This window comes from Pleomorphomonas koreensis DSM 23070, from assembly GCF_000425185.1.
Taxonomy (GTDB): Bacteria; Pseudomonadota; Alphaproteobacteria; order Rhizobiales; family Pleomorphomonadaceae; genus Pleomorphomonas; species Pleomorphomonas koreensis.
Genome location: NZ_AULH01000025.1, coordinates 16,463 through 34,310 on the forward strand (window position 1 = coordinate 16,463; position 17,848 = coordinate 34,310).

At 70.1% G+C, this 17,848-nt stretch carries 15 protein-coding genes; 7 read left to right on the forward strand and 8 right to left on the reverse strand.

Annotation, left to right across the window (positions count from 1 at the left end):
• Positions 1-261: 261 nt before the first annotated feature.
• The 7 genes from H512_RS0118160 (at position 262) to H512_RS0118190 (ending at position 7,266) form a co-directional block, all read left to right on the forward strand.
• The gene (locus tag H512_RS0118160; RefSeq protein WP_156899560.1) at positions 262-975 is read left to right on the forward strand and encodes a FadR/GntR family transcriptional regulator; all 714 of its coding nucleotides are present in this window, start codon (positions 262-264) and stop codon (positions 973-975) included.
• The gene (locus H512_RS0118165; protein ID WP_026784661.1) at positions 972-2,141 is read left to right on the forward strand and encodes a PLP-dependent transferase; all 1,170 of its coding nucleotides are present in this window, start codon (positions 972-974) and stop codon (positions 2,139-2,141) included. Before H512_RS0118160 ends, H512_RS0118165 begins: the two co-directional genes overlap by 4 nt.
• A 135-nt stretch (positions 2,142-2,276) precedes the next feature.
• Positions 2,277-3,539: an ABC transporter substrate-binding protein gene (locus H512_RS0118170; RefSeq protein WP_026784662.1), complete on the forward strand. Its 1,263-nt coding sequence runs from the start codon at positions 2,277-2,279 to the stop codon at positions 3,537-3,539.
• A gap of 153 nt (positions 3,540-3,692) precedes the next feature.
• On the forward strand, positions 3,693-4,577 hold the full coding sequence (locus H512_RS0118175; protein WP_425414188.1) for a carbohydrate ABC transporter permease: 885 nt from the start codon (positions 3,693-3,695) through the stop codon (positions 4,575-4,577).
• A 3-nt stretch (positions 4,578-4,580) separates the two neighbouring features.
• Entirely contained in the window at positions 4,581-5,414 is an 834-nt protein-coding gene (locus tag H512_RS0118180) for a carbohydrate ABC transporter permease (RefSeq protein WP_026784664.1), read from the forward strand.
• A gap of 11 nt (positions 5,415-5,425) precedes the next feature.
• Complete coding sequence (locus tag H512_RS0118185) at positions 5,426-6,493, forward strand: ABC transporter ATP-binding protein (protein WP_026784665.1); 1,068 nt, start codon at positions 5,426-5,428, stop codon at positions 6,491-6,493.
• Between the two features lie 89 nt (positions 6,494-6,582).
• Positions 6,583-7,266: an HAD family hydrolase gene (locus tag H512_RS0118190; protein ID WP_026784666.1), complete on the forward strand. Its 684-nt coding sequence runs from the start codon at positions 6,583-6,585 to the stop codon at positions 7,264-7,266.
• Between the two features lie 8 nt (positions 7,267-7,274).
• Here the strand turns inward: H512_RS0118190 and moaA are convergent, their stop codons facing one another.
• The 8 genes from moaA to H512_RS0118230 form a co-directional block, all read right to left on the reverse strand.
• Entirely contained in the window at positions 7,275-8,273 is a 999-nt protein-coding gene (gene moaA, locus H512_RS0118195; RefSeq protein WP_053240026.1) for a GTP 3',8-cyclase MoaA, read from the reverse strand.
• Between the two features lie 20 nt (positions 8,274-8,293).
• Entirely contained in the window at positions 8,294-10,042 is a 1,749-nt protein-coding gene (locus H512_RS25985; RefSeq protein ID WP_169507174.1) for a helix-turn-helix domain-containing protein, read from the reverse strand.
• Between the two features lie 245 nt (positions 10,043-10,287).
• Positions 10,288-11,643 (reverse strand): DVU_1553 family AMP-dependent CoA ligase, encoded by a 1,356-nt coding sequence (locus H512_RS24775; RefSeq protein WP_053240028.1) that lies wholly within the window; start codon positions 11,641-11,643, stop codon positions 10,288-10,290.
• Positions 11,640-14,147: a radical SAM (seleno)protein TrsS gene (gene trsS, locus H512_RS26525; RefSeq protein ID WP_084798596.1), complete on the reverse strand. Its 2,508-nt coding sequence runs from the start codon at positions 14,145-14,147 to the stop codon at positions 11,640-11,642. Before trsS ends, H512_RS24775 begins: the two co-directional genes overlap by 4 nt.
• Positions 14,144-14,608, reverse strand: coding sequence for a DVU_1555 family C-GCAxxG-C-C protein (locus H512_RS0118215; RefSeq protein ID WP_026784668.1), 465 nt, complete (start codon positions 14,606-14,608; stop codon positions 14,144-14,146). Before H512_RS0118215 ends, trsS begins: the two co-directional genes overlap by 4 nt.
• Entirely contained in the window at positions 14,605-15,252 is a 648-nt protein-coding gene (gene trsM, locus H512_RS25990) for a DVU_1556 family methyltransferase (RefSeq protein WP_053240029.1), read from the reverse strand. The genes H512_RS0118215 and trsM overlap by 4 nt, the downstream gene beginning before the upstream one ends.
• A complete protein-coding gene (locus H512_RS0118225) occupies positions 15,252-15,464 on the reverse strand; it encodes a DVU_1557 family redox protein (RefSeq protein WP_026784669.1) in 213 nt (70 codons plus the stop codon). Before H512_RS0118225 ends, trsM begins: the two co-directional genes overlap by 1 nt.
• Positions 15,461-17,779, reverse strand: coding sequence for a pyridine nucleotide-disulfide oxidoreductase/dicluster-binding protein (locus H512_RS0118230; RefSeq protein ID WP_026784670.1), 2,319 nt, complete (start codon positions 17,777-17,779; stop codon positions 15,461-15,463). Before H512_RS0118230 ends, H512_RS0118225 begins: the two co-directional genes overlap by 4 nt.
• Positions 17,780-17,848 lie beyond the last annotated feature (69 nt).

Consider the following 17,848-nt stretch of genomic DNA (forward strand, 5'->3'; position numbering starts at 1 on the left):
ACGTGCCACGCGGGCTATGGCCGGCGTATGGGGTGATAAAGAAGCTTTCCGACAACCGCGTCAGTGCTGACAGCTCCTACGGTGAACGGGCTGCTGGTCCGTCGCCGCTCCGCTCCGCCATCCGCGCCGTTCCACCCCCTGCCAAAGACGCATGCCGGCCGCTTGACAGCTTTCGGCCGGCGTCCGTAATGTCAGATGTCAGACCAATTTGCCCGGCATCGTCTGGGACGGGCCGGCGACGGACAGACAGGCGGCGGACAGATGGCCGACGGCATCTCTTCCCTGGAGCGCATTCCGCGCGTCGATCGCGTCCGCAGCGTCATGAACGCGCTGGCCGACCACATCGACCGCGCCGGCATGAAGCCCGGCGACAAGCTGCCGACCGAGCGCGAGCTGTCGCTGGCGCTCGGCGTCGGGCGGTCGACGGTGCGCGAGGTGATCCGGCAGTTGCAGGCGCTCGGCGTCGCCGAGCCGCGCGTCGGCTCCGGTACCTTCCTGATCCGGACGATCTCGCCCGCCACCGTCCACATGCCGCTGTCGCTCGACATGTCGCACCTGAGGGACGCCTTGTTGCAGACGCTGGAGGTGCGGCGCGGCCTTGAGGTGGAGGCGTCGGCGGTGGCGGCGCTCCGGCACACGCCCGAGGACGTGCCGGCCATGGAGGCGGCGCTGATCGAGATGGAGCGCGTCCACATCGACAAGGGCACCGCCGGCCGCGAAGACCTCGCCTTTCACCTGTCGATCTACGATTCCACCCACAACCCGCTGTTCTCGCGGCTGATCGAGCAGATGCGCGAGGCCTTCGAGAGCTTCTTCGAGCAGCCGTTCGACCGGCCGGACTTCGCCCGCCGGTCCTTCCCGTTCCACCGCGAGCTGTTCGAGGCGATCGTCGCCCGCGACCTCGCGCTGGCCCGCGAGAAGACCTACGCGATCCTCGCCATCGTCGAGGAGGATATCAGGGACATGTCGAGATGAACGAGGATGCCGACCCGATTGCCCGGGCGAGCCTGATCGTGGCCCATGACGGGGCCAATGCCTACGACGCCGTGGTGCCGCCGATCGCCCAGACGTCGCTGTTCACCTTCCCCTCCTACGAGGAGATGAACGAGACCTACAAGGGCAACCGGGTGCGGCCGACCTACACGCGCGGCCTCAACCCGACCGTCCGCCACTTCGAGGAGATGATCGCCCGCCTGGAAGGCGGCGAGGACGCGCTCGGCTTCGCCTCCGGCATGGCCGCCATCTCCTCGACGGTGATGAGCTTCGTGCGGCCGGGCGACAGGCTCGTCTGCGTCCGCCACGTCTATCCCGACGCCTACAGGCTGTTCGAGACGCTGCTGAAATCCTACGGCGTCGAGACCGTCTACGTCGACGGCCGCGACGAGGCGGCGGTGGCGCGCGCCTTGCCCGGCGCCGCGCTGTTCTATCTGGAGAGCCCGACGAGCTGGTCGATGGATGCGCTCGACGTCGCTTCCCTCGCCACGCTGGCCCGCAAGCATGGCGTCGTCACGGCCATCGACAACAGTTGGGCGTCGCCGGTGTTCCAGCAGCCGCTGTCGCTCGGCGTCGACCTCGTGCTGCATTCGGCCTCCAAGTATATCGGCGGCCATTCCGACGTGGTGGCCGGCGTGGTCACCGGCTCGAAGGCGCTGGTCGGCCGCGTCCGCTCCACCACCTATCCCTATCTCGGCGGCAAGCTGTCGCCCTTCGACGCCTGGCTGCTGATCCGCGGCCTCAGGACGCTGCCGGCCCGCATGAAGGCGCACGAGGCGGCGGCGCTCCATATCGCCCGCAGGCTCGCCGCCCATCCGCTCGTCGAGGCGGTGCTGCACCCCGGCCTCGGCAACACGCTGCCGCCCGGCCTCTCGGGCACCTCGGGCCTGTTCTCCTTCACCTTCACCGAGGACGTCGACATTCCGACATTCGCCGACCGGCTCAGGCTGTTCAAGCTCGGCGTCAGCTGGGGTGGTCACGAGAGCCTCGTCGTGCCGGCACTCGTCGTCCACAACCAGGCTGCCGGCCCCAATTCGGCGGTCGATTTCGGCATCAGCCCGCGCATGGTGCGCCTGCATGTCGGCCTCGAAGGCGCCGAGGCGCTGTGGGCCGACCTCGGCGGCGCCATCGAGGCGGCGCGGATTTAGGAATCCCGCTCCGGCCTGGAGCGCTGGAGCGGTAGCGGCCGGATCGTCCGGCCGGACAGGGAACGGATGCAAGGCGGGACACCAACGCCGTCGGCGTCCGGCAGTTGAGGAAACCAGACCAGGAAAGGGGAACCCATGACCAGGATTTTGGCCATCGCGTCGCTCTCGACGCTGCTCATGGCCGGCACCGCGCTGGCCGATACGACGCTGAAGCTCGTCGAGGTGATCACCAGCCCCGAGCGGACCGAGACGCTGAAGGGCATCGTCAAGACCTTCGAGGACGCCAACCCCGGCACCAAGGTGGAGATCGTGTCGCTGCCGTGGAGCCAGGCCTTCGAGAAGTTCGCCACCATGGTGTCGGCCGGCGAGACGCCCGACGTCGTCGAGATGCCCGACACCTGGCTCGCCCTCTACGCCAACAACGGCGCGCTCGAAAGCCTCGAACCCTATCTCGACAAGTGGGAATACACCTCCGGCCTCACCTCGCGCGCCCTGGAGATGGGCCGCTCGGTGAAGAACACCGCCTACATGCTGCCCTACGGCTTCTATCTCCGCGCCATGTTCTACAACAAGAAGCTGTTGTCCGAGGCCGGCGTCGCCGAGCCGCCGAAGACGCTCGACGACTTCCGCGCGGCGGCCGAGAAGGTGTCGAAGCTGCCCGGCAAGTCGGGCTACTGCCTGCGCGGCGGCCCCGGCGGCCTCAACGGCTGGGTGATGTTCGGCGCCGCCATGGCCGGCGACAACGCCTTCTTCAAGGAAGACGGCACCTCGACCTTCGCCGACGAGGGCTGGACCAAGGGCGTCGCCTATCTCGTCGACCTCTACAGGTCCGGTCTCGCTCCGAAGGACAGCGTCAACTGGGGCTTCAACGAGATCGTCGGCGGCTTCTATTCGGGCACCTGCGCCTTCCTCGACCAGGACCCGGACGCCCTGATCTCCATCGCCGAGCGCATGCAGCCGGAGGACTACGGCGTCGCTCCGATGCCCAAGGGGCCGGCCGGCAAGGCCTTCCCGACCATCGGCTACGGCGGCTGGTCGATGTTTGCCAGCAGCGAGCACAAGGACCTCGCCTGGAAGCTGATCGCCACGCTCGACGCGCCGGACGGCAACATCGAGTGGAACAAGCGCATCGGCGCGCTGCCGATCCATACGGCGGCCGAGAAGGACCCGTTCTATGCCCGCGACCAGTTCAAGGGCTGGTTCGAGGAACTGGCCGATCCGGACATCGTGCCGACCGTGATGCCGATGCATCTTGAGGAATTCGCCTTCTTCAAGGATTCGCTGGTGGTCAACACCAGCCAGAAGGCGCTGCTCGGCGAGATCTCGCCCGAGGACCTCGCCAAGCAGTGGGCCGACTACCTGACGGCCGCGCAGAAGAAGTTCCTCGCCAGCAAGTAACGGGGCGGCCCCGGTCGTCCGGCGGGCATGAAGTCCGCCGGACGCGCTTCCGATCCGCCGACGCGGCTGCCCTTGCCGGCTATCCAAGCGAGTTCCAGTCCGATGACCCTTTACAATTCGGTTGCGCCGCCCGCCGGCGACCGCCGGACGGCGATGCAGAAGATCGCCGCGGCCCTCGAACCGTGGCTCTATTCGGCGCCGGTGCTGATCCTGATCGTCGCCATCATGCTGGTGCCGCTGGCGCTCGGCGTCTCCTATGCCTTCCGCGACATCCGCCTGCTCAATCCGTTCAGCGGCGGCTTCGTCGGCCTCGCCCATTTCCGCGAGCTTGCCGCCGACAGCGCCTTCCGCGGCGCGCTCGTCAACACGCTGTGGTGGACCTTCTCGTCGGTCATCCTGCAATTCCTGTTCGGCCTGATCCTGGCGCTGCTGCTCAACCGGCCGTTCCGGGGCCGGGCGCTGGCGCAGGCGCTGTGCTTCCTGCCCTGGGCGGTGCCGAGCTTCCTGTCCGGCCTCGACTGGGCCTGGATGTTCAACCCGGTGGTCGGCCCCATCCCGCACTGGCTCACCGCGCTCGGCCTGATGGCCGAACCTTCCAACATCCTCGCCGACCCCGACGTCGCCATGTGGGGGCCGATCGCCGCCAACGTCTGGTGGGGCATCCCCTTCTTCGCCATCACCATGCTGGCGGCGTTGCAGGCGATCCCCAAGGATCTCTACGAGGCGGCCGAGATCGACGGCGCCGGGCCGGTCGAGCGCTTCCGCTCGATCACCGTGCCGTTTCTGGCGCCGACCATGGCCATCTCGATCCTGCTGCGCACCGTCTGGATCGCCAATTTCGCCGACCTGATCATCGTCATGACCAACGGCGGCCCGGCCGACCGCACCCAGATCGTCGCCAGCTACATCTTCACCCAGGCCTTCCGCCGGCTCGACTTCGGCTACGCCTCGGCGATCGCCCTGGTGCTTCTCGTGCTGCTGCTCGCCTATTCGATGCTGATCGTCGCCTTGCGCCAAACCATGATGTCGAGGCAGTAACCGATGACCCGCAAGCGCCTCCTCCTCACCGTGCTGCACCGGCTGGCCGTCCTCGCCTACGTGGCCTTCGCGCTATTCCCGCTGTTCTGGCTGCTGAAGGTGTCGGTGACGCCGACCAGCCTCCTCTACACCGAGGGCATCCGGATGTGGCCGTCGCGGGCCAGCATCGAACACTATGTCTTCGTGCTGACCCATTCGAGCTTCCCGACCTTCTTCCTCAACTCGACCATCGTCTCGGCGTCGACGGCGGTGATCGTCACCCTCGTCGCCTCGCTGGCCGGCTACGCCATGTCGCGCTTCATCTTTCGCGGCAAATACTGGATCATCGGCCTGTTGCTGCTGACCCAGATGTTCCCGCTGGTCATGCTGATCGCGCCGATGTTCAAGATGCTGTCGCCGCTTGGGCTGACCAACAGCCTTTCCGGCCTCATCGTCGTCTACGTCGCCTTCAACGTGCCGTTTGCCACCTTCCTGATGCAGTCCTTCTTCGACGGCATCCCCAAGGACCTCGAAGAGGCGGCGATGATCGACGGCGCGACGCGGTTCACCGCTTTCCGCCAGATCATCCTGCCGCTGACGCTGCCCGGCATCGCCGCGACGCTCGGCTTCGTGTTCACGGCGGCCTGGAGCGAGCTGCTGTTCGCGCTGATGCTGATCTCCGACAACCGGGCCACCACCTTCCCGGTCGGGCTCCTGTCCTTCGTCTCCAAGTTCTCCGTCGACTTCGGGCAGATGATGGCCGCCGGCGTGCTGGCGCTGATCCCGGCCTGCCTGTTCTTCCTTCTGATCCAGCGCTATCTCGTGCAGGGCCTGACGGCCGGCGCGGTGAAGGGCTGAGGAGCGTTTCAATGGCCTCGATCACCATCCAGTCGGTCAGCAAGTCGTTTGGCGCCGTGTCGGTGCTGCGCGACATCGACCTTTCCATCGCCGACGGCGAGTTCGTGGTGCTGGTCGGCCCGTCCGGCTGCGGCAAGTCGACGCTGCTCAGGATGATCGCCGGCCTCGAAGACATCACCGGCGGCGAGATCCGCATCGACGGCCGGCGCGTCAACGAGGTGGCGCCCAAGGACCGCGACATCGCCATGGTGTTCCAGTCCTACGCGCTCTACCCGCACATGAGCGTCGCGGACAACATGAGCTACAGCCTGCGCCTCCGGAAGACCGCCAAGGAGAGGATCGCCGAGGCGGTGCGGGCGGCGGCCGGCAAGCTCGGCCTCGACCCGCTGCTCGAACGGCGGCCGCGGGCGCTGTCCGGCGGCCAGCGCCAGCGCGTCGCCATGGGGCGGGCGATCGTCCGCCACCCCAAGGCCTTCCTGTTCGACGAGCCGCTCTCCAACCTCGACGCCCGCCTGCGCGAGCAGATGCGCGCCGAGATCAAGCGGCTGCACAAGGCGATCGGCGCCACCTCGGTCTATGTCACCCACGACCAGATCGAGGCGATGACGCTGGCCGACCGCATCGTCGCCATGCACGGCGGCATCATCCAGCAGGTCGGCGACCCGCTCGACCTCTACGACCGGCCGGCCAACCTGTTCGTTGCCGGCTTCATCGGCTCGCCGGCCATGAACTTCATCGACGGCGCCTGCCGCGGCGGCGCCGTCGAGCCCCATGACGGCAGCCGCATTCCGCTGCCGGCCGGCCTCAAGGCCGCCGAGGGGCAGGCGGTGACGGTGGGCGTCCGGCCCGAGCACGTGCGCATCGTCGGCGCGGCCGAGCCGGGCAGCCACACGGCGCGGGTCGACCTCGTCGAACCGACCGGCTTCGGCACCATCGTGCACGTGCGCCTGCTCGGCGAAGACCTGAAGATCTACACCCTCGACCGCGCCGCCGCCCGCGTCGGCGGGCCGCTCCACATCATGCTCGACGGCGAGCGGCTGCACGTGTTCGACCGCGAGACGACGCAGCGCCTCGGCTGAGTCCCGGCCGTTTTGCGCGGATGGAAGGGCCGGAGCCGCATGATATGGTCCGGCGAGCCGCCCCGCGACGGGCGGCCCGGAGCACGGACATGCCTGGCGCGGGCGACTATCGGGCGGTGGCCTTCGACTATGACGGCACCCTCACGGACGGCGGCCGAATGAGCGCCGAGACGGCGGCGGCGCTCGCCGCGCTGCGGCACGCCGGCTATCGGCTGATCCTGGTGTCCGGCCGGCGGCTCGAAAGGATCAGGGCGGCGTGCAGCCGGCTCGACCTGTTCGACGAGATCATCCTTGAAAACGGCGCCGTTTCCTTCTGCCCGGCGACCGGCAGGGAGGAACTGATCGCCCCGCCGCTCGATGCCGGCTTCCTGGCCGAACTCTGCCGCGAAATCCCTCAAGCGGAGCTGTTCACCGGACGCTCGATGCTGGCGACCGGCGCCGAACACGCCGACCGGATCAGGGCGGCGATGGGGCGCGGCGGCTATCGGCTCGACATCATCGGCTGCGGCGAGCGGGTGCTGGTTCTGCCGGAAGGCGTCGACAAGGGCAGCGGCCTTGCCCATGCCCTTGAACGCCTCGGGCTGCGCGGCGATCAGGTGATCGTCGTCGGCGACGAGGCCAACGATCTGGCGCTGTTCGGGCTCGGCGGCCTCGGCGTCGCCGTCGGCAACGCGGCGCCGCAGCTGAAGGCCGCCGCCGATCTGGTGATGTCCGGCGAGGGCGGCCAGAGCGTGCGGAAGCTGATCGGCCTGTTGCTGGCCGGCCGGCTCTGACCGGTGGATCAGCCGCCCAGCACCGACATCGGCCGTTCGAGAGCCGGGCCGAGGTCGCGGACAATGCGGAAGTCGTGCCCCCTCGGCTTGCGGGAGATCGCCCTGTCGATGGCCGCGTTGAGGCCGTCGTCGTCGGCCGAGCCCCGCAAGGCCGCCCGGAGGTCGGTACCCCGCTCCTGGCCGAGGCAGGTATAGAGCAGGCCGGTGGCGCTGACGCGGACGCGGTTGCAACCGTCGCAGAAGCTGTGGCTCATCGGCGTGATGAAACCGATCCGGCCGCCCGTTTCGGCGACGCGCACGTAGCGGGCCGGCCCGCCGGTGCGGTCGGCGGTGTCGAGAAGCGTCCAGCGCCGCTCGATGTGGCGGCGCAACTGATCGAGCGGCAGATACTGGTCGACCCGCTCGACGTCGAGGCGGCCGAGCGGCATGGTTTCGATCAGCGTCAGGTCCATGCCCCGGCCATGGGCGAAGGCGATCAGCCGGTCGACCTCCGGCTCGATGACGCCCTTCAGCGCCACGGCGTTGAGCTTGACCTTCAGGCCGGCCGCCGCGGCGGCGGCGATGCCGTCGAGGACGTCGGACAGCGCGCCATGACGGGTGATGCCGGCGTAACGGGCGGTATCGAGCGTATCGAGCGACACGTTGACGCGGCGGACGCCGGCCGCCGCCAGATCCTCGGCGAAGCGGGCGAGCCGGATGCCGTTGGTGGTCAGCGTCAGCTCGCGCAGCCTGCCGCCGGCGAGGTGGCGCGACAGCCGGCGGAACAGGCTCAGCACATCCTTGCGCACCAGCGGCTCGCCGCCGGTGATGCGGATCTTGTCGATGCCGCGGGCGACGAAGGCCGACGACAGCCGGTCGAGTTCCTCGAAGGACAGGAGGTCTTTCCGGGAGACGAAGGTGACGTCGTCGGTCATGCAATAGCCGCAGCGCAGATTGCAGCGGTCGGTCACCGACAGGCGAAGATAGCGGATGGAACGGCCGAAGCCGTCGGTCAGGGAAGCGGTCATGATCGTCGCGGGAGCGGCCGTCAGCGCAGCACCCGCAGTTCCTCCCTGAGGCTGTCGATGTCCGGGATGACGAAGGTGCGCGGCGCCGGCTTGCGGATGTCGCCCGAGCGGATCAGCTCGGCGAGCACCGTCGACACCGACTGGCGGGCGGCGCCGATCGCCATGGCGAGATCGTCGCCGTGCGGCGCCGATTCGATGACGACGCCGTCCGGCATCGGCCGGCCGTCGTGCTCAGCCATCTCGCAGAGATAGCGGATCAGCCGGTAGCGGACGCTGCGGAAGGCGATCTCGCCGACCATGGTCAGCGACCGGTTCAGCATCTTCTCGACCGCCGGCAGGATGCACAGGCTGAATTCGGGATGGGTGCGGGTGAGCCGGCGGAAGACGGTGCGCGGGATCACCGCCGCCTCGCCCTCCTTGCGCACCTCGACGACCATCTCCGGCTGGAGCGGCACGGCATCGCCCGGTCCGAGCATGAACAGCGTCAGCTCCTTGCCCTCGTGCGAGGCGAAGCAGCGGTACTGGCCGGAGGCGGCGATGAAGATGGCCTCGCCCGTCTCGTCCATCAGATTGACGCCGTAGATCAGATGGCCGGCCTTCATCCGGGACAGCCGCGGGCCGCCGTCGCCTTGCAGCGTCTCGAGCACCACATGCGGCAGCGCCTCGGCGCCGGCCGGCTCGGCGACCGCCGGCCGTGCCGCCTCGCCGTCGAGCGTCCTCTTCGCCTCGCTGTCGGCCAGCGGCTTCGGCGGCATCTGCAGGCGCGCGAAGAAGGTCGAGCCCTGCATCGACTGCACCACGCATTCGTCGGCCGAAGCCTGCCGCGTGACGGTGGCGTGCTGCACTGAGAACAGCTGCCGGAAATGCATGACGCCGATCACCGACCAGCTGAGGCCGATCAGCTCGATGGCGGCGCGGTTGGCGCCGACCAGCCGGTCGCTGTCGAAGGCGAGCAGCCCCTCGTGCGGGCTGCCGAGCAGACGCGGATTGGAATGGAGGTGCATCTGCTCGCAGCGGCCGTAGCGCCGCTCGAACAGGCGGCGTTCGATCTCGCTGGCCGCCCGCTTCAGGAGCGGCAGCGAATAGTCGTGGCCGACGGTGACCGAGGTCGACAGATCGAGGGCACCGACCAGAATGCCGCAGGGATCGACGATCGGCACGGCCGAGCAACTGATGGTGGTGTTGAGGTTGCAGAAATGCTCGGCGCCGATCACCGACAGGGCGAAACGCTCCGACAGGGCGGTGCCGATGGCGTTGGTGCCGATCGACTGCTCCGACCAGTCGCCGCCGACGGTGAGGCCGAGCTTGTCGGCCTCGTCGCTGAACGCGCTGTCGCCGAGTCTCAGCAGCACGACGCCGTTGGGGTCGGTGAGAACCACCACCCCGCTGAATCCCTGCGTCTCCCGGCAGAGCGACACCACTTCGCCCCAGGCCGCGACGATCAGCTCCTCGTTGCGTTGCAGGAGTTCCTTGAGGGCGGTTTCCGCCAGCCGGCTGTCGCGAACCCGCGACAGGCTGTGGGCGAGACCATGCTGGCCGCTGCGCTGCCAGGACCTGAGGATGGGCAGGGGAATGCCGTCCGGTACGGTGCCGTCCGACATGAATTTCGATCTGAGGGCCAGGATGTTGTCCTGGTTGGGCAGGGGGCCGCGGTGCGCAGTTCGCTCGTGCCGTCCCGGCAGATGCCGGCAATGGCCGCAATGAACCTGCCCGTCGATCAGGTTGGCGCAGGGCTCGCTGTCAATTCGCTGCGGCAGGACCATCGTCATGCCCTCCCCAGTGCCCGGATTTGATAGATTGCGCATAGCCCCATGGCCCGGATCGCCGTGATCCGGGGCGGGCGTGCACGGGCTGCCGACATGGCAAAGGCGGCAAAACGGATCGCGCGGGACGGATTTCCGAGCAGTCGCCGGATGAAGGCCGGACACCGGACAGAGTTGGCCTCGCCCGTTATGAAAATGATCATAGGCACCGGCGGGGCTAAATCGTTATGATCCATCAGTCGATATAACCTTCAACTATATAACGCTGCCGGTCTTGTTGGTTCCGGGCCGTCGGGAGAGGGCGAGCCCGGCGCCCGAAGCCGCCGTTTCCGGCAGATCGGCCAGGCCGCTCCGGCCGCCTCGGCGATGTCGAGGACGAGATCGCCCGCCGCGAGCGCCGCGGCGATGTCCGTCCGGCCGGCCAGGGCCGCCCGCACCTTCGGCACGGCCGAGGGAGCGCCGGCGACGATGTCGAGGCGCAGCCTCACCGGCGGTCCGGCAGTCGCTGTTGCCATGAAGTCGATGACGCCGGCCGCCGAGAACACGGCGTCGTCGATGATGTCGATGTCGAGGCTGTGGCCAGATCTCAGCACGATCTTCCCGGCGGCATGACCCTTGAGGTTTTTCAGCCGCCGCAGCACCGAGCCGCAGCGGCACGGCCGCGGATCGATGGCGGCGAGGTCGCCGGTGCGATAGCGGATGAGCGGCTGTCCGGCCCGCGTCAGCGTGGTGAGGACGATCTCGCCTGTCGTTCCGTCGAGGACGGGCCGGCCGGTCAGGGGATCGACGATCTCGACGTGCAGATCGGTTTCGCGGATGTGCAGGCCGTCGTGGGCGTGGCAGGCGAGCGCCCCGCCGTAGCCGGTTTCGGTCATCCCCCAGTGATCGAACACCTCGCAGCCCCAGAGGTCGGCCAGCGCCAGCCGCAGGCTCGGCGAGATGGTATCGGCGCTGACCAGCGCCGTCTCGATCCGGAGCGGCGAGCCGCCGTCGCTCGCCGAGCGCCTGACAGCCGCGCCGAGCGTCACCGGCATGCCGGCGATCGCCGTCGGGCGGGCGGCGCGCAACGCCGCGACGACGGCGTCGATGGTGCCGTCGACCGGCAGCGCCAGCGGCTCGGCGTCGAGGCGGGTGAGACCGCGCATCAGGAGGTCGCCGACGCTGCCGGGCGTCCGCGTCGGAAAGGCGACGGCCACCGTCTCGCCCGGCCGCACCAGGGTCGCCATGCCCCGGCGGAAATAGTCGATGGTCGCCTCGATGTCCGCCTCGGTGAAGAAGATGCGCTTCGGCGCGCCCGAAGTGCCGGAGGTCGGGATGGTCACCAGCCGGGCGGCATCGCGCAGCGGCAGGGCGGTCAGCGTCGGGTCGGCCCGGCCGAGATCGTCGGGGCAGGTGAACGGCAGGCGGCCGAGGTCGGCCAGCGTCGCGAGACGGTCGTCGGCCGGCCAGTCGCGCCGCGACCGGTAGAACGGGCTCCTCGCCCGCGCCTCGGCGATGACGGCGTTGAGTCGGTCGAGCCGGTAGGTCTCGACCTCGGCGCGGCTCGGCGCGTGGCCGAGCGCCATCCGCCGGCCGGCCCAGGCGTCGAGCGTGCCGGCGCCCGTCATGCCACGGGATCCCGGTAGAGCGAGCGGCCGTGGCGGTCGGTGAGGTTGAAGGCGCAGAAGGGAATGACGCGGCCGTCGCCTCGCGCGACGTGGATGTAGCACTGGCGCAGCCGGTCAAGGTCGAGCGTCCAGGCATCCTGGAAGGCCATGCCGGAGAGGCTCAGCCGCCGCGCCTGCCGGTCGAGGAAGGCGTCGAACGCCTCAAGGCCGGCCACAGGCGCCGGGTCGGCCGGGCGCGTCCACTGGCCGGCCACGTAGCGCTGGGCGCGGATGACGTCCGGCGAGGTGGGGGCCGGGGAACAGCAGTTGCCGTCGTCGGGCAGTCCGCCGCAGCAGTTCGCTGCCTTGTCCGGATCGGAGGTCAGCCGTCCCGATGCATCGACAGCGAACCGGCCGCTGAACGAGCAGAACGGGTTCTCGGCCGAGCCGGGCCGGAAGTCGGCGAGCCGGATCGAACCGCCGCCATGGGCGATCAGCGCCGCCATCACCTCCGGCAGCGTGAGGCGGCCGGCGTCACCGGGCGCTTCGGGATGGCGGCCGAAATAGGACACCGGCTGGAAATGCACGGCCCGGACGGTCGGCATCTCGGCGATGGCGAAATCGACGATGGCGCCGATCTCCTGGCTGTTGACGCCGGGCACCAGCGTCGGCACCAGCACGACGCCGAGGCCGGCGGCGCGGGCGCTGTCGATGGCGCGGCGCTTGGCGGCCCTGAGGTCGCGGCCGCGCAGGGCCCGGTGGGCCGCCTCGCTGACGCCGTCGAATTGCAGGAAGACACAGTCGAGCCCGGCGTCGCGGAGCGCCAGGAGATAGCCGGGCTCGCGGCCGATGCGGAGGCCGTTGGTGTTGAGCTGGACGAAGTCGAAGCCCTTGGCGCGGGCGAGCGCCACGATGGCCGGCAGATCGTCGCGTACCGTCGGCTCGCCGCCGGACAGCTGGATATGCGCCTTGCCGCCGCGCCGCAGGACGTCGAGCGTCGCCGCGATGTCGGCGAGTGGCACGTCCTCGCCCGAACGACCGGCCGAAGCGAAGCACAGCGGGCAGACGAGATCGCAGCGCGACGTCACCTCGATCAGCACGCAGCAGCTCTGCTGGCGGTGGTCGGGGCAGAGGCCGCAGTCATGGGGACAGCCCTTGTCCACGGCGGTGGCGATGACGGTCGGACGGGCCTGGCTGCGGAGGCTCTTCGCCCAGATCTCGTAGCTTTCGAGCCCGCGCCAGACCGGCACGACGAAACGGCCATGCTCGGGACAGGTCTTGTCGAGATAGACGGTGTCGCCGACGGCATAGCGCTCGGCCGGAATGGTGGCGAGGCACTCCGGGCAGACGCTGCGGGTGCGGCCGAGAGCGAGGCGCGGGGCGGACGGCGCCGGGACCGCCTTGTCCGAGCCGACCGGCCCGATCAGTGCCTCGACATCAGTGAGCAGGGCGGCGACCGTGGCGTGCTTGCGCCGCGCGCCGGCCAGCGCCGGCGGATCACCGGCGAAGCGGGCGAAGGCCGGCGCGAAGCGCTCGGCCAAGCCGACCTGCCGCTCGCCGGCGATCAGCTTGTCGGCCAGGAACACCACGAGGCGCTCGTCGATCCGATCATCAGGCGCAAAAGTCGCTTCCATGTGGCCGGCGACGACGACCGCCGCCTCGGAAAAGCCGAAGCCGGCCACATGGCGGGCACCGGCCGCCGCATGGTCGGCCTCGCCCTTGGCGATGTCGTGCAGGAGGGCGCCGGCTCGCACGAGGTCGGGATCGAGGCTGACGCCCTTTTCGGCGAGCCGCCCGGCAAGGGCTACGGCCAGCCGCGCCACGGCGCGGGCATGCCGCCGCACCGGTTCGGGCGTGCCGGCCGCCTCCAGCATGGCCTCGCATTCGGCCTCGTCGGGATGATGGCGGCGGGCTGTTGCCGCGGCGAGGCGGCGGTAGTCCTCGGGATAGTCCATGTCGGTGAGGATGCCGCTGTCGATCACCGGCACCTCGACGGTCTCGCGACGGTGGCCGGCGAGAATGTCGCGCAGGCTGGCATCGGCAGGACTTGCCAGAATTTCGGCGAACAGCCGCCGGGAAATGACGGGCGGATGGCCGGCCCGGCCGCCAAAGGTCGGGCGCAGCACGGCGGCGTCGCCCGCTGCCGACAGGCCGGCGAGCCGGGCGAGCGTTTCCGGCCGGACCAGCGGGATGTCGACCGGCAGGATCATCGCCGCCACCACGCTGTCCGGCAGCGCGGCGATGCCGGCCCTGACGCTGGTGATCATGCCCTCGGCGAAATCCGGGTTGACGACCACCGTGGCGCCGCGCGCTTCGACGGCTGGCGCAAGGCGGGCCGCCTCGTGGCCGGCCACCACCAGCACGCGGCCGATGCCGGCCGCCGTCAGGCTGGCGATCACCCGCCCGACCACCGTGTCGCCGGCAAACGGCAGCAGCGGCTTGAAGGCGCCCATGCGCGACGACCAGCCGGCGGCCAGCACCACCGCCGCCACTTCGCCGGGATGAAGGCCGGGCGCCTCCGTCATGGCTCGTCTCCCGCCATCGCCGGCGCCTCGGCGGCGATGTCGACGCCGTGCGCTTCCAGCGTCTCCCGGATCTTCTCCCAGCTCGCGGCGATCAGCACCGGGCAGCGCCGTTGCTTCAGGCCCTCGTCGAACCGCATGATGGCGGCGCAGTCGATGCCGCCGTAATCGCCGGTCATGGCGGTGTTGAACCAGCCGGAGAAGTCGTCGAGCATGGCGCCGAACGCCGGATGCAGGCTCTCGGCGTCGGTGCCGCGGCCGGCATAGTAGCCGATGACGCAGCAGCCGGCCGACAGCGCGCCGCAGTTGAAGCCCTGGCCCATGCCGTTGGCGAGGCCCGACATGGCGCGGACGAGATCGGGGGCCTCTCGCCCCTGGGCATCGAGGGCGAGCTGCATCAGCACGTTGCCGCAGGTGTGTCCTTCGATCAGCAGTTCGGCGATGCGGAAGGTGGCGTCGGTCACGGCGAGGAACTCCTGGTCGGGGCGGCGATCAGCAGGCGGTAGCGGGGTTTTTCCCCCTGCTTCGGGCGGCCGCCGCCCCACAGGGCGTCGAGCGAGCCGTGCTGGAAGACGAAGCGGGCGGCGAAGCCGGCGAGCACCTCCGACCGGTCCGCCTCGTCAAGAATGTCAAAGCCGGCCGCCGCGACGTCGTCGCGGAAGGGATCGCCGCCAGGCGCCGGCCAGTCGATGTCGGCGACCAGCAGCCGGCCGCCGGGCTTCAGCACGCGCCGCCATTCGGCGAGTGCCGCGCGGCGATCGGCCATCAGCGACAGGCTGCACTCGGCGAGTACCGCGTCCACCTCGCCGTCGGGGAGCGGCAGTCGCGCCGCGTCGGCGGTGAGCAGCGTTGATGCCGACTTCGACGCGGCGAGCGCCAGGCTCGTCCGGTCGCGGTCGACGCCGACGCCGATGAAGCCGCGCCGCTCCAGCCAGGCGAGGCTGTCGCCGCCGCCGCAGCCGACGTCGAGCACGCGGGCGCCAGTCCTGAGGCCGGCCAGCCCGATCAGCTCGGCAACGATGGCGCCGCCGCCCGGCCTGAGCGGTTCGCCCGCCGCGTCGGTGAGGCGGCCGCAGCCGGCGAGCCCGGCGGGGGGGTGCAAGGCCATCACTTGTCCTCCAGGGCCTGCTCGACCTTCAGCATGCGGCCGGCGGCGATTTCCTCGGAGACGTAGACGAAGCCGCAGGTCGGGCAGGCGGGCAGCTCGACCGGAAAGGTCTGGCCGAGATAGCTCGCCTCGACCTTCAGCATTTCCAGCGGCCGGTCGCAGCGGGCGCAGACGAGGTCGGAGGCGTCGGGGTCGCCGAACGGGGTGCTCACGGCTTGGCCTCCACCTGCATGCGGTGGCCGTAGATGCGGTGGACGACGAAGCCGGCGGCGCCCGCCTCGTATTCCACCCAGGTGGTGACCGTGCCGATGCGGCCGGAGGCGGTGAGGCGGCCGGTCGTGCGGTCCTTGAGCTTGCGCCCCGTCCGTTCGGCCTCGGCGATCACCTCGGCGATGTCGTCGACGAGCAGCAGCTTGCGTTCGATGTCGGCGCGCACGGCGTCGGCGATGACGAGGGTGACGGGCGGAACCGGATCGCTCATGCTTTCTCCCCAGAGTTCGCGCAACAGGCGCCGACGCAGCCGCAGGCGGTTGTCGCGTCGCCCGGAGAACCCCGGATCCGGGCGTGCCGCCGGATCGTCGGCATCGGGGAAGATCAGGTCCATCAGATGCAGGGCGCGCTTGCCGCGACGGGCGAAATTGTCGCGGCACATGGCGCAATAGGCAAGATAGTCGTCGTCGCTTTCGGTGATCCGCCGGTCGGCGAAGGCGTTGCCGACCTCGGGATGGGCGAAGGAGACGAGGCCGCCATAGCCGCAGCAGGTGGTCTTCTCGGCGCCGCCGAGTTCGCGGACCTCGGCGCCGAGGGACGTGGCGATCGACCGCACCGCCGCCTGGACGTCGACGGCGTGGCGCGCCGTGCAGGGATCGTGGATGGCGAGCGGGCCTTTCGGCGCCGGCCGCTTGGCGCCGTCCGGCAAGCCGATCCGCTCAAGCTCGGTCCACAGCGAACTGGTCGGCACGTCCGGCAGGAACTCGCCGAATAGCTTGAGACAGGTCGAGCAGGCGGTAACGAGGCGCGGCCGGCCGAACTCCTCCCAGACGGTGCGGATGCGGTGCACGGCCTCTCCGTGCAGCGCCGTCCGCCCCGACCAGTGGGCCGGCGCGGCGCAGCAGTCGAGCATGAAGCCGACGCCGCCGCCGATACGCTCCGTGAGATGGCGATAGACCGCCGCCACCTGACCGGGGGCCGATGCCGCCAACTGGCAGCCGGGGAAGAACAGCACGGCGCTGCGCTCGTGTCCCGGCTGGTGGCGGGCGAAGGCCACTTCGTCGGAACGGCTGAAGGCCATGTCGCGCAAGGCGAAATCGTGGTGCGAGGCCGGCATGTGGCCGCGCTCCACCATCGACTGTCGCGCTTCGAGGCAGACCTCGCCCATGGCGAGGTCGTTGGGGCAAAGCTCGGTGCAGAGGCCGCACAGGGTGCAGCTGTCGATCATCCGGTTGGACTTGCGGTTGCCCATGACGATCGAGTCGTTGTTGTAGATCTCCCGCACCGCCCGCTTGGGGTAGGTGTTGTAATGGGCGAGATAGGGGCAGGCCCTGACGCATTCGAGGCAGTGGCAGGGGAAGCAGCGCGCCGCCTCGGCCGTCGCCTCGGCGTGGCCGTAGCCGGCGGCCGGATCGGCCGCTTCGACCGGCGGCACGGCGGTGTGGCTTTCGACGTTGACGTAGAGGCAGGTTCCCGCCCTCTCGTCGCCGCGGCTGGCGGTGAGCGAGGCGCCTTGCAGGAAGCGGTCGATCGAGCCGGCCGCCCGGCGGCCATCCGCCGCCGAGCCGATTGCCGACCAGGCTTCCTCCGTGCCGTCGTGGAGGCCGCCGGCGAACACCTTGGGGTGCGAGGTGGCGCGCGTCTGGCGGTCGACGTCGATGCGGCCGGCGGCGTTGAGCAGGAGCGTGCCGGAAAAGGCGGCCGCCGGCCCCGGCCCGACCGCCATCAGCACGGCGTCGTGGCCGGCGATCAGCGCATCGAGCGACGGCGGATCGATCCGCTGCCGGCAGCGGATGTCGACGCCGAGCTTCATCAGCGCGCCGACGTCGGCGGCGATCGCCGAGGGCGGCAGCACCGCCGGCAGGTAGTCGCGATGGAGCCGGTCGAGCGGCTGGGCGTCCGCCTCGAACACGGTGACGGCATGGCCCTTCATCACCAGGTCGAAGGCGGCGGTCAGCCCGGCGAGGCCGGCGCCGACCACCGCGATGGTCTTCGGCTTGCGCGCCCGCTGGGCGGCGCGGCGGATGGAGGGATAGGCTTCCTCGACCAGCGCCCGTTCGAGCGCGCCGATGCGGACGGCACCGCCGGCCTCGGCCCGCCGGCAGACGGCCTCGCAAGGGTGCTCGCAGATGTGGGCGAGGATGGCCGGAAAGGGAACCGCACGGGCGTAGACGGCCATGGCGGCGACGAAATCGCCGGCCGCCATCTTCTCGGCCATGGCCCGGGCGTCGACGCGCAAGGGGCAGGCGGCGGCGCAGGCCGGCGGCTGCTCCTCGATGCAGAGCGCTTCCCAGGCCTTGATCTTGTCGCCGTCCATGTCGGCCTCGCTACGCCCCGGCGGAAGGACGCGGGCGGCCCGAAAGCTTCGGGTCGCCCGCAGTTTCGG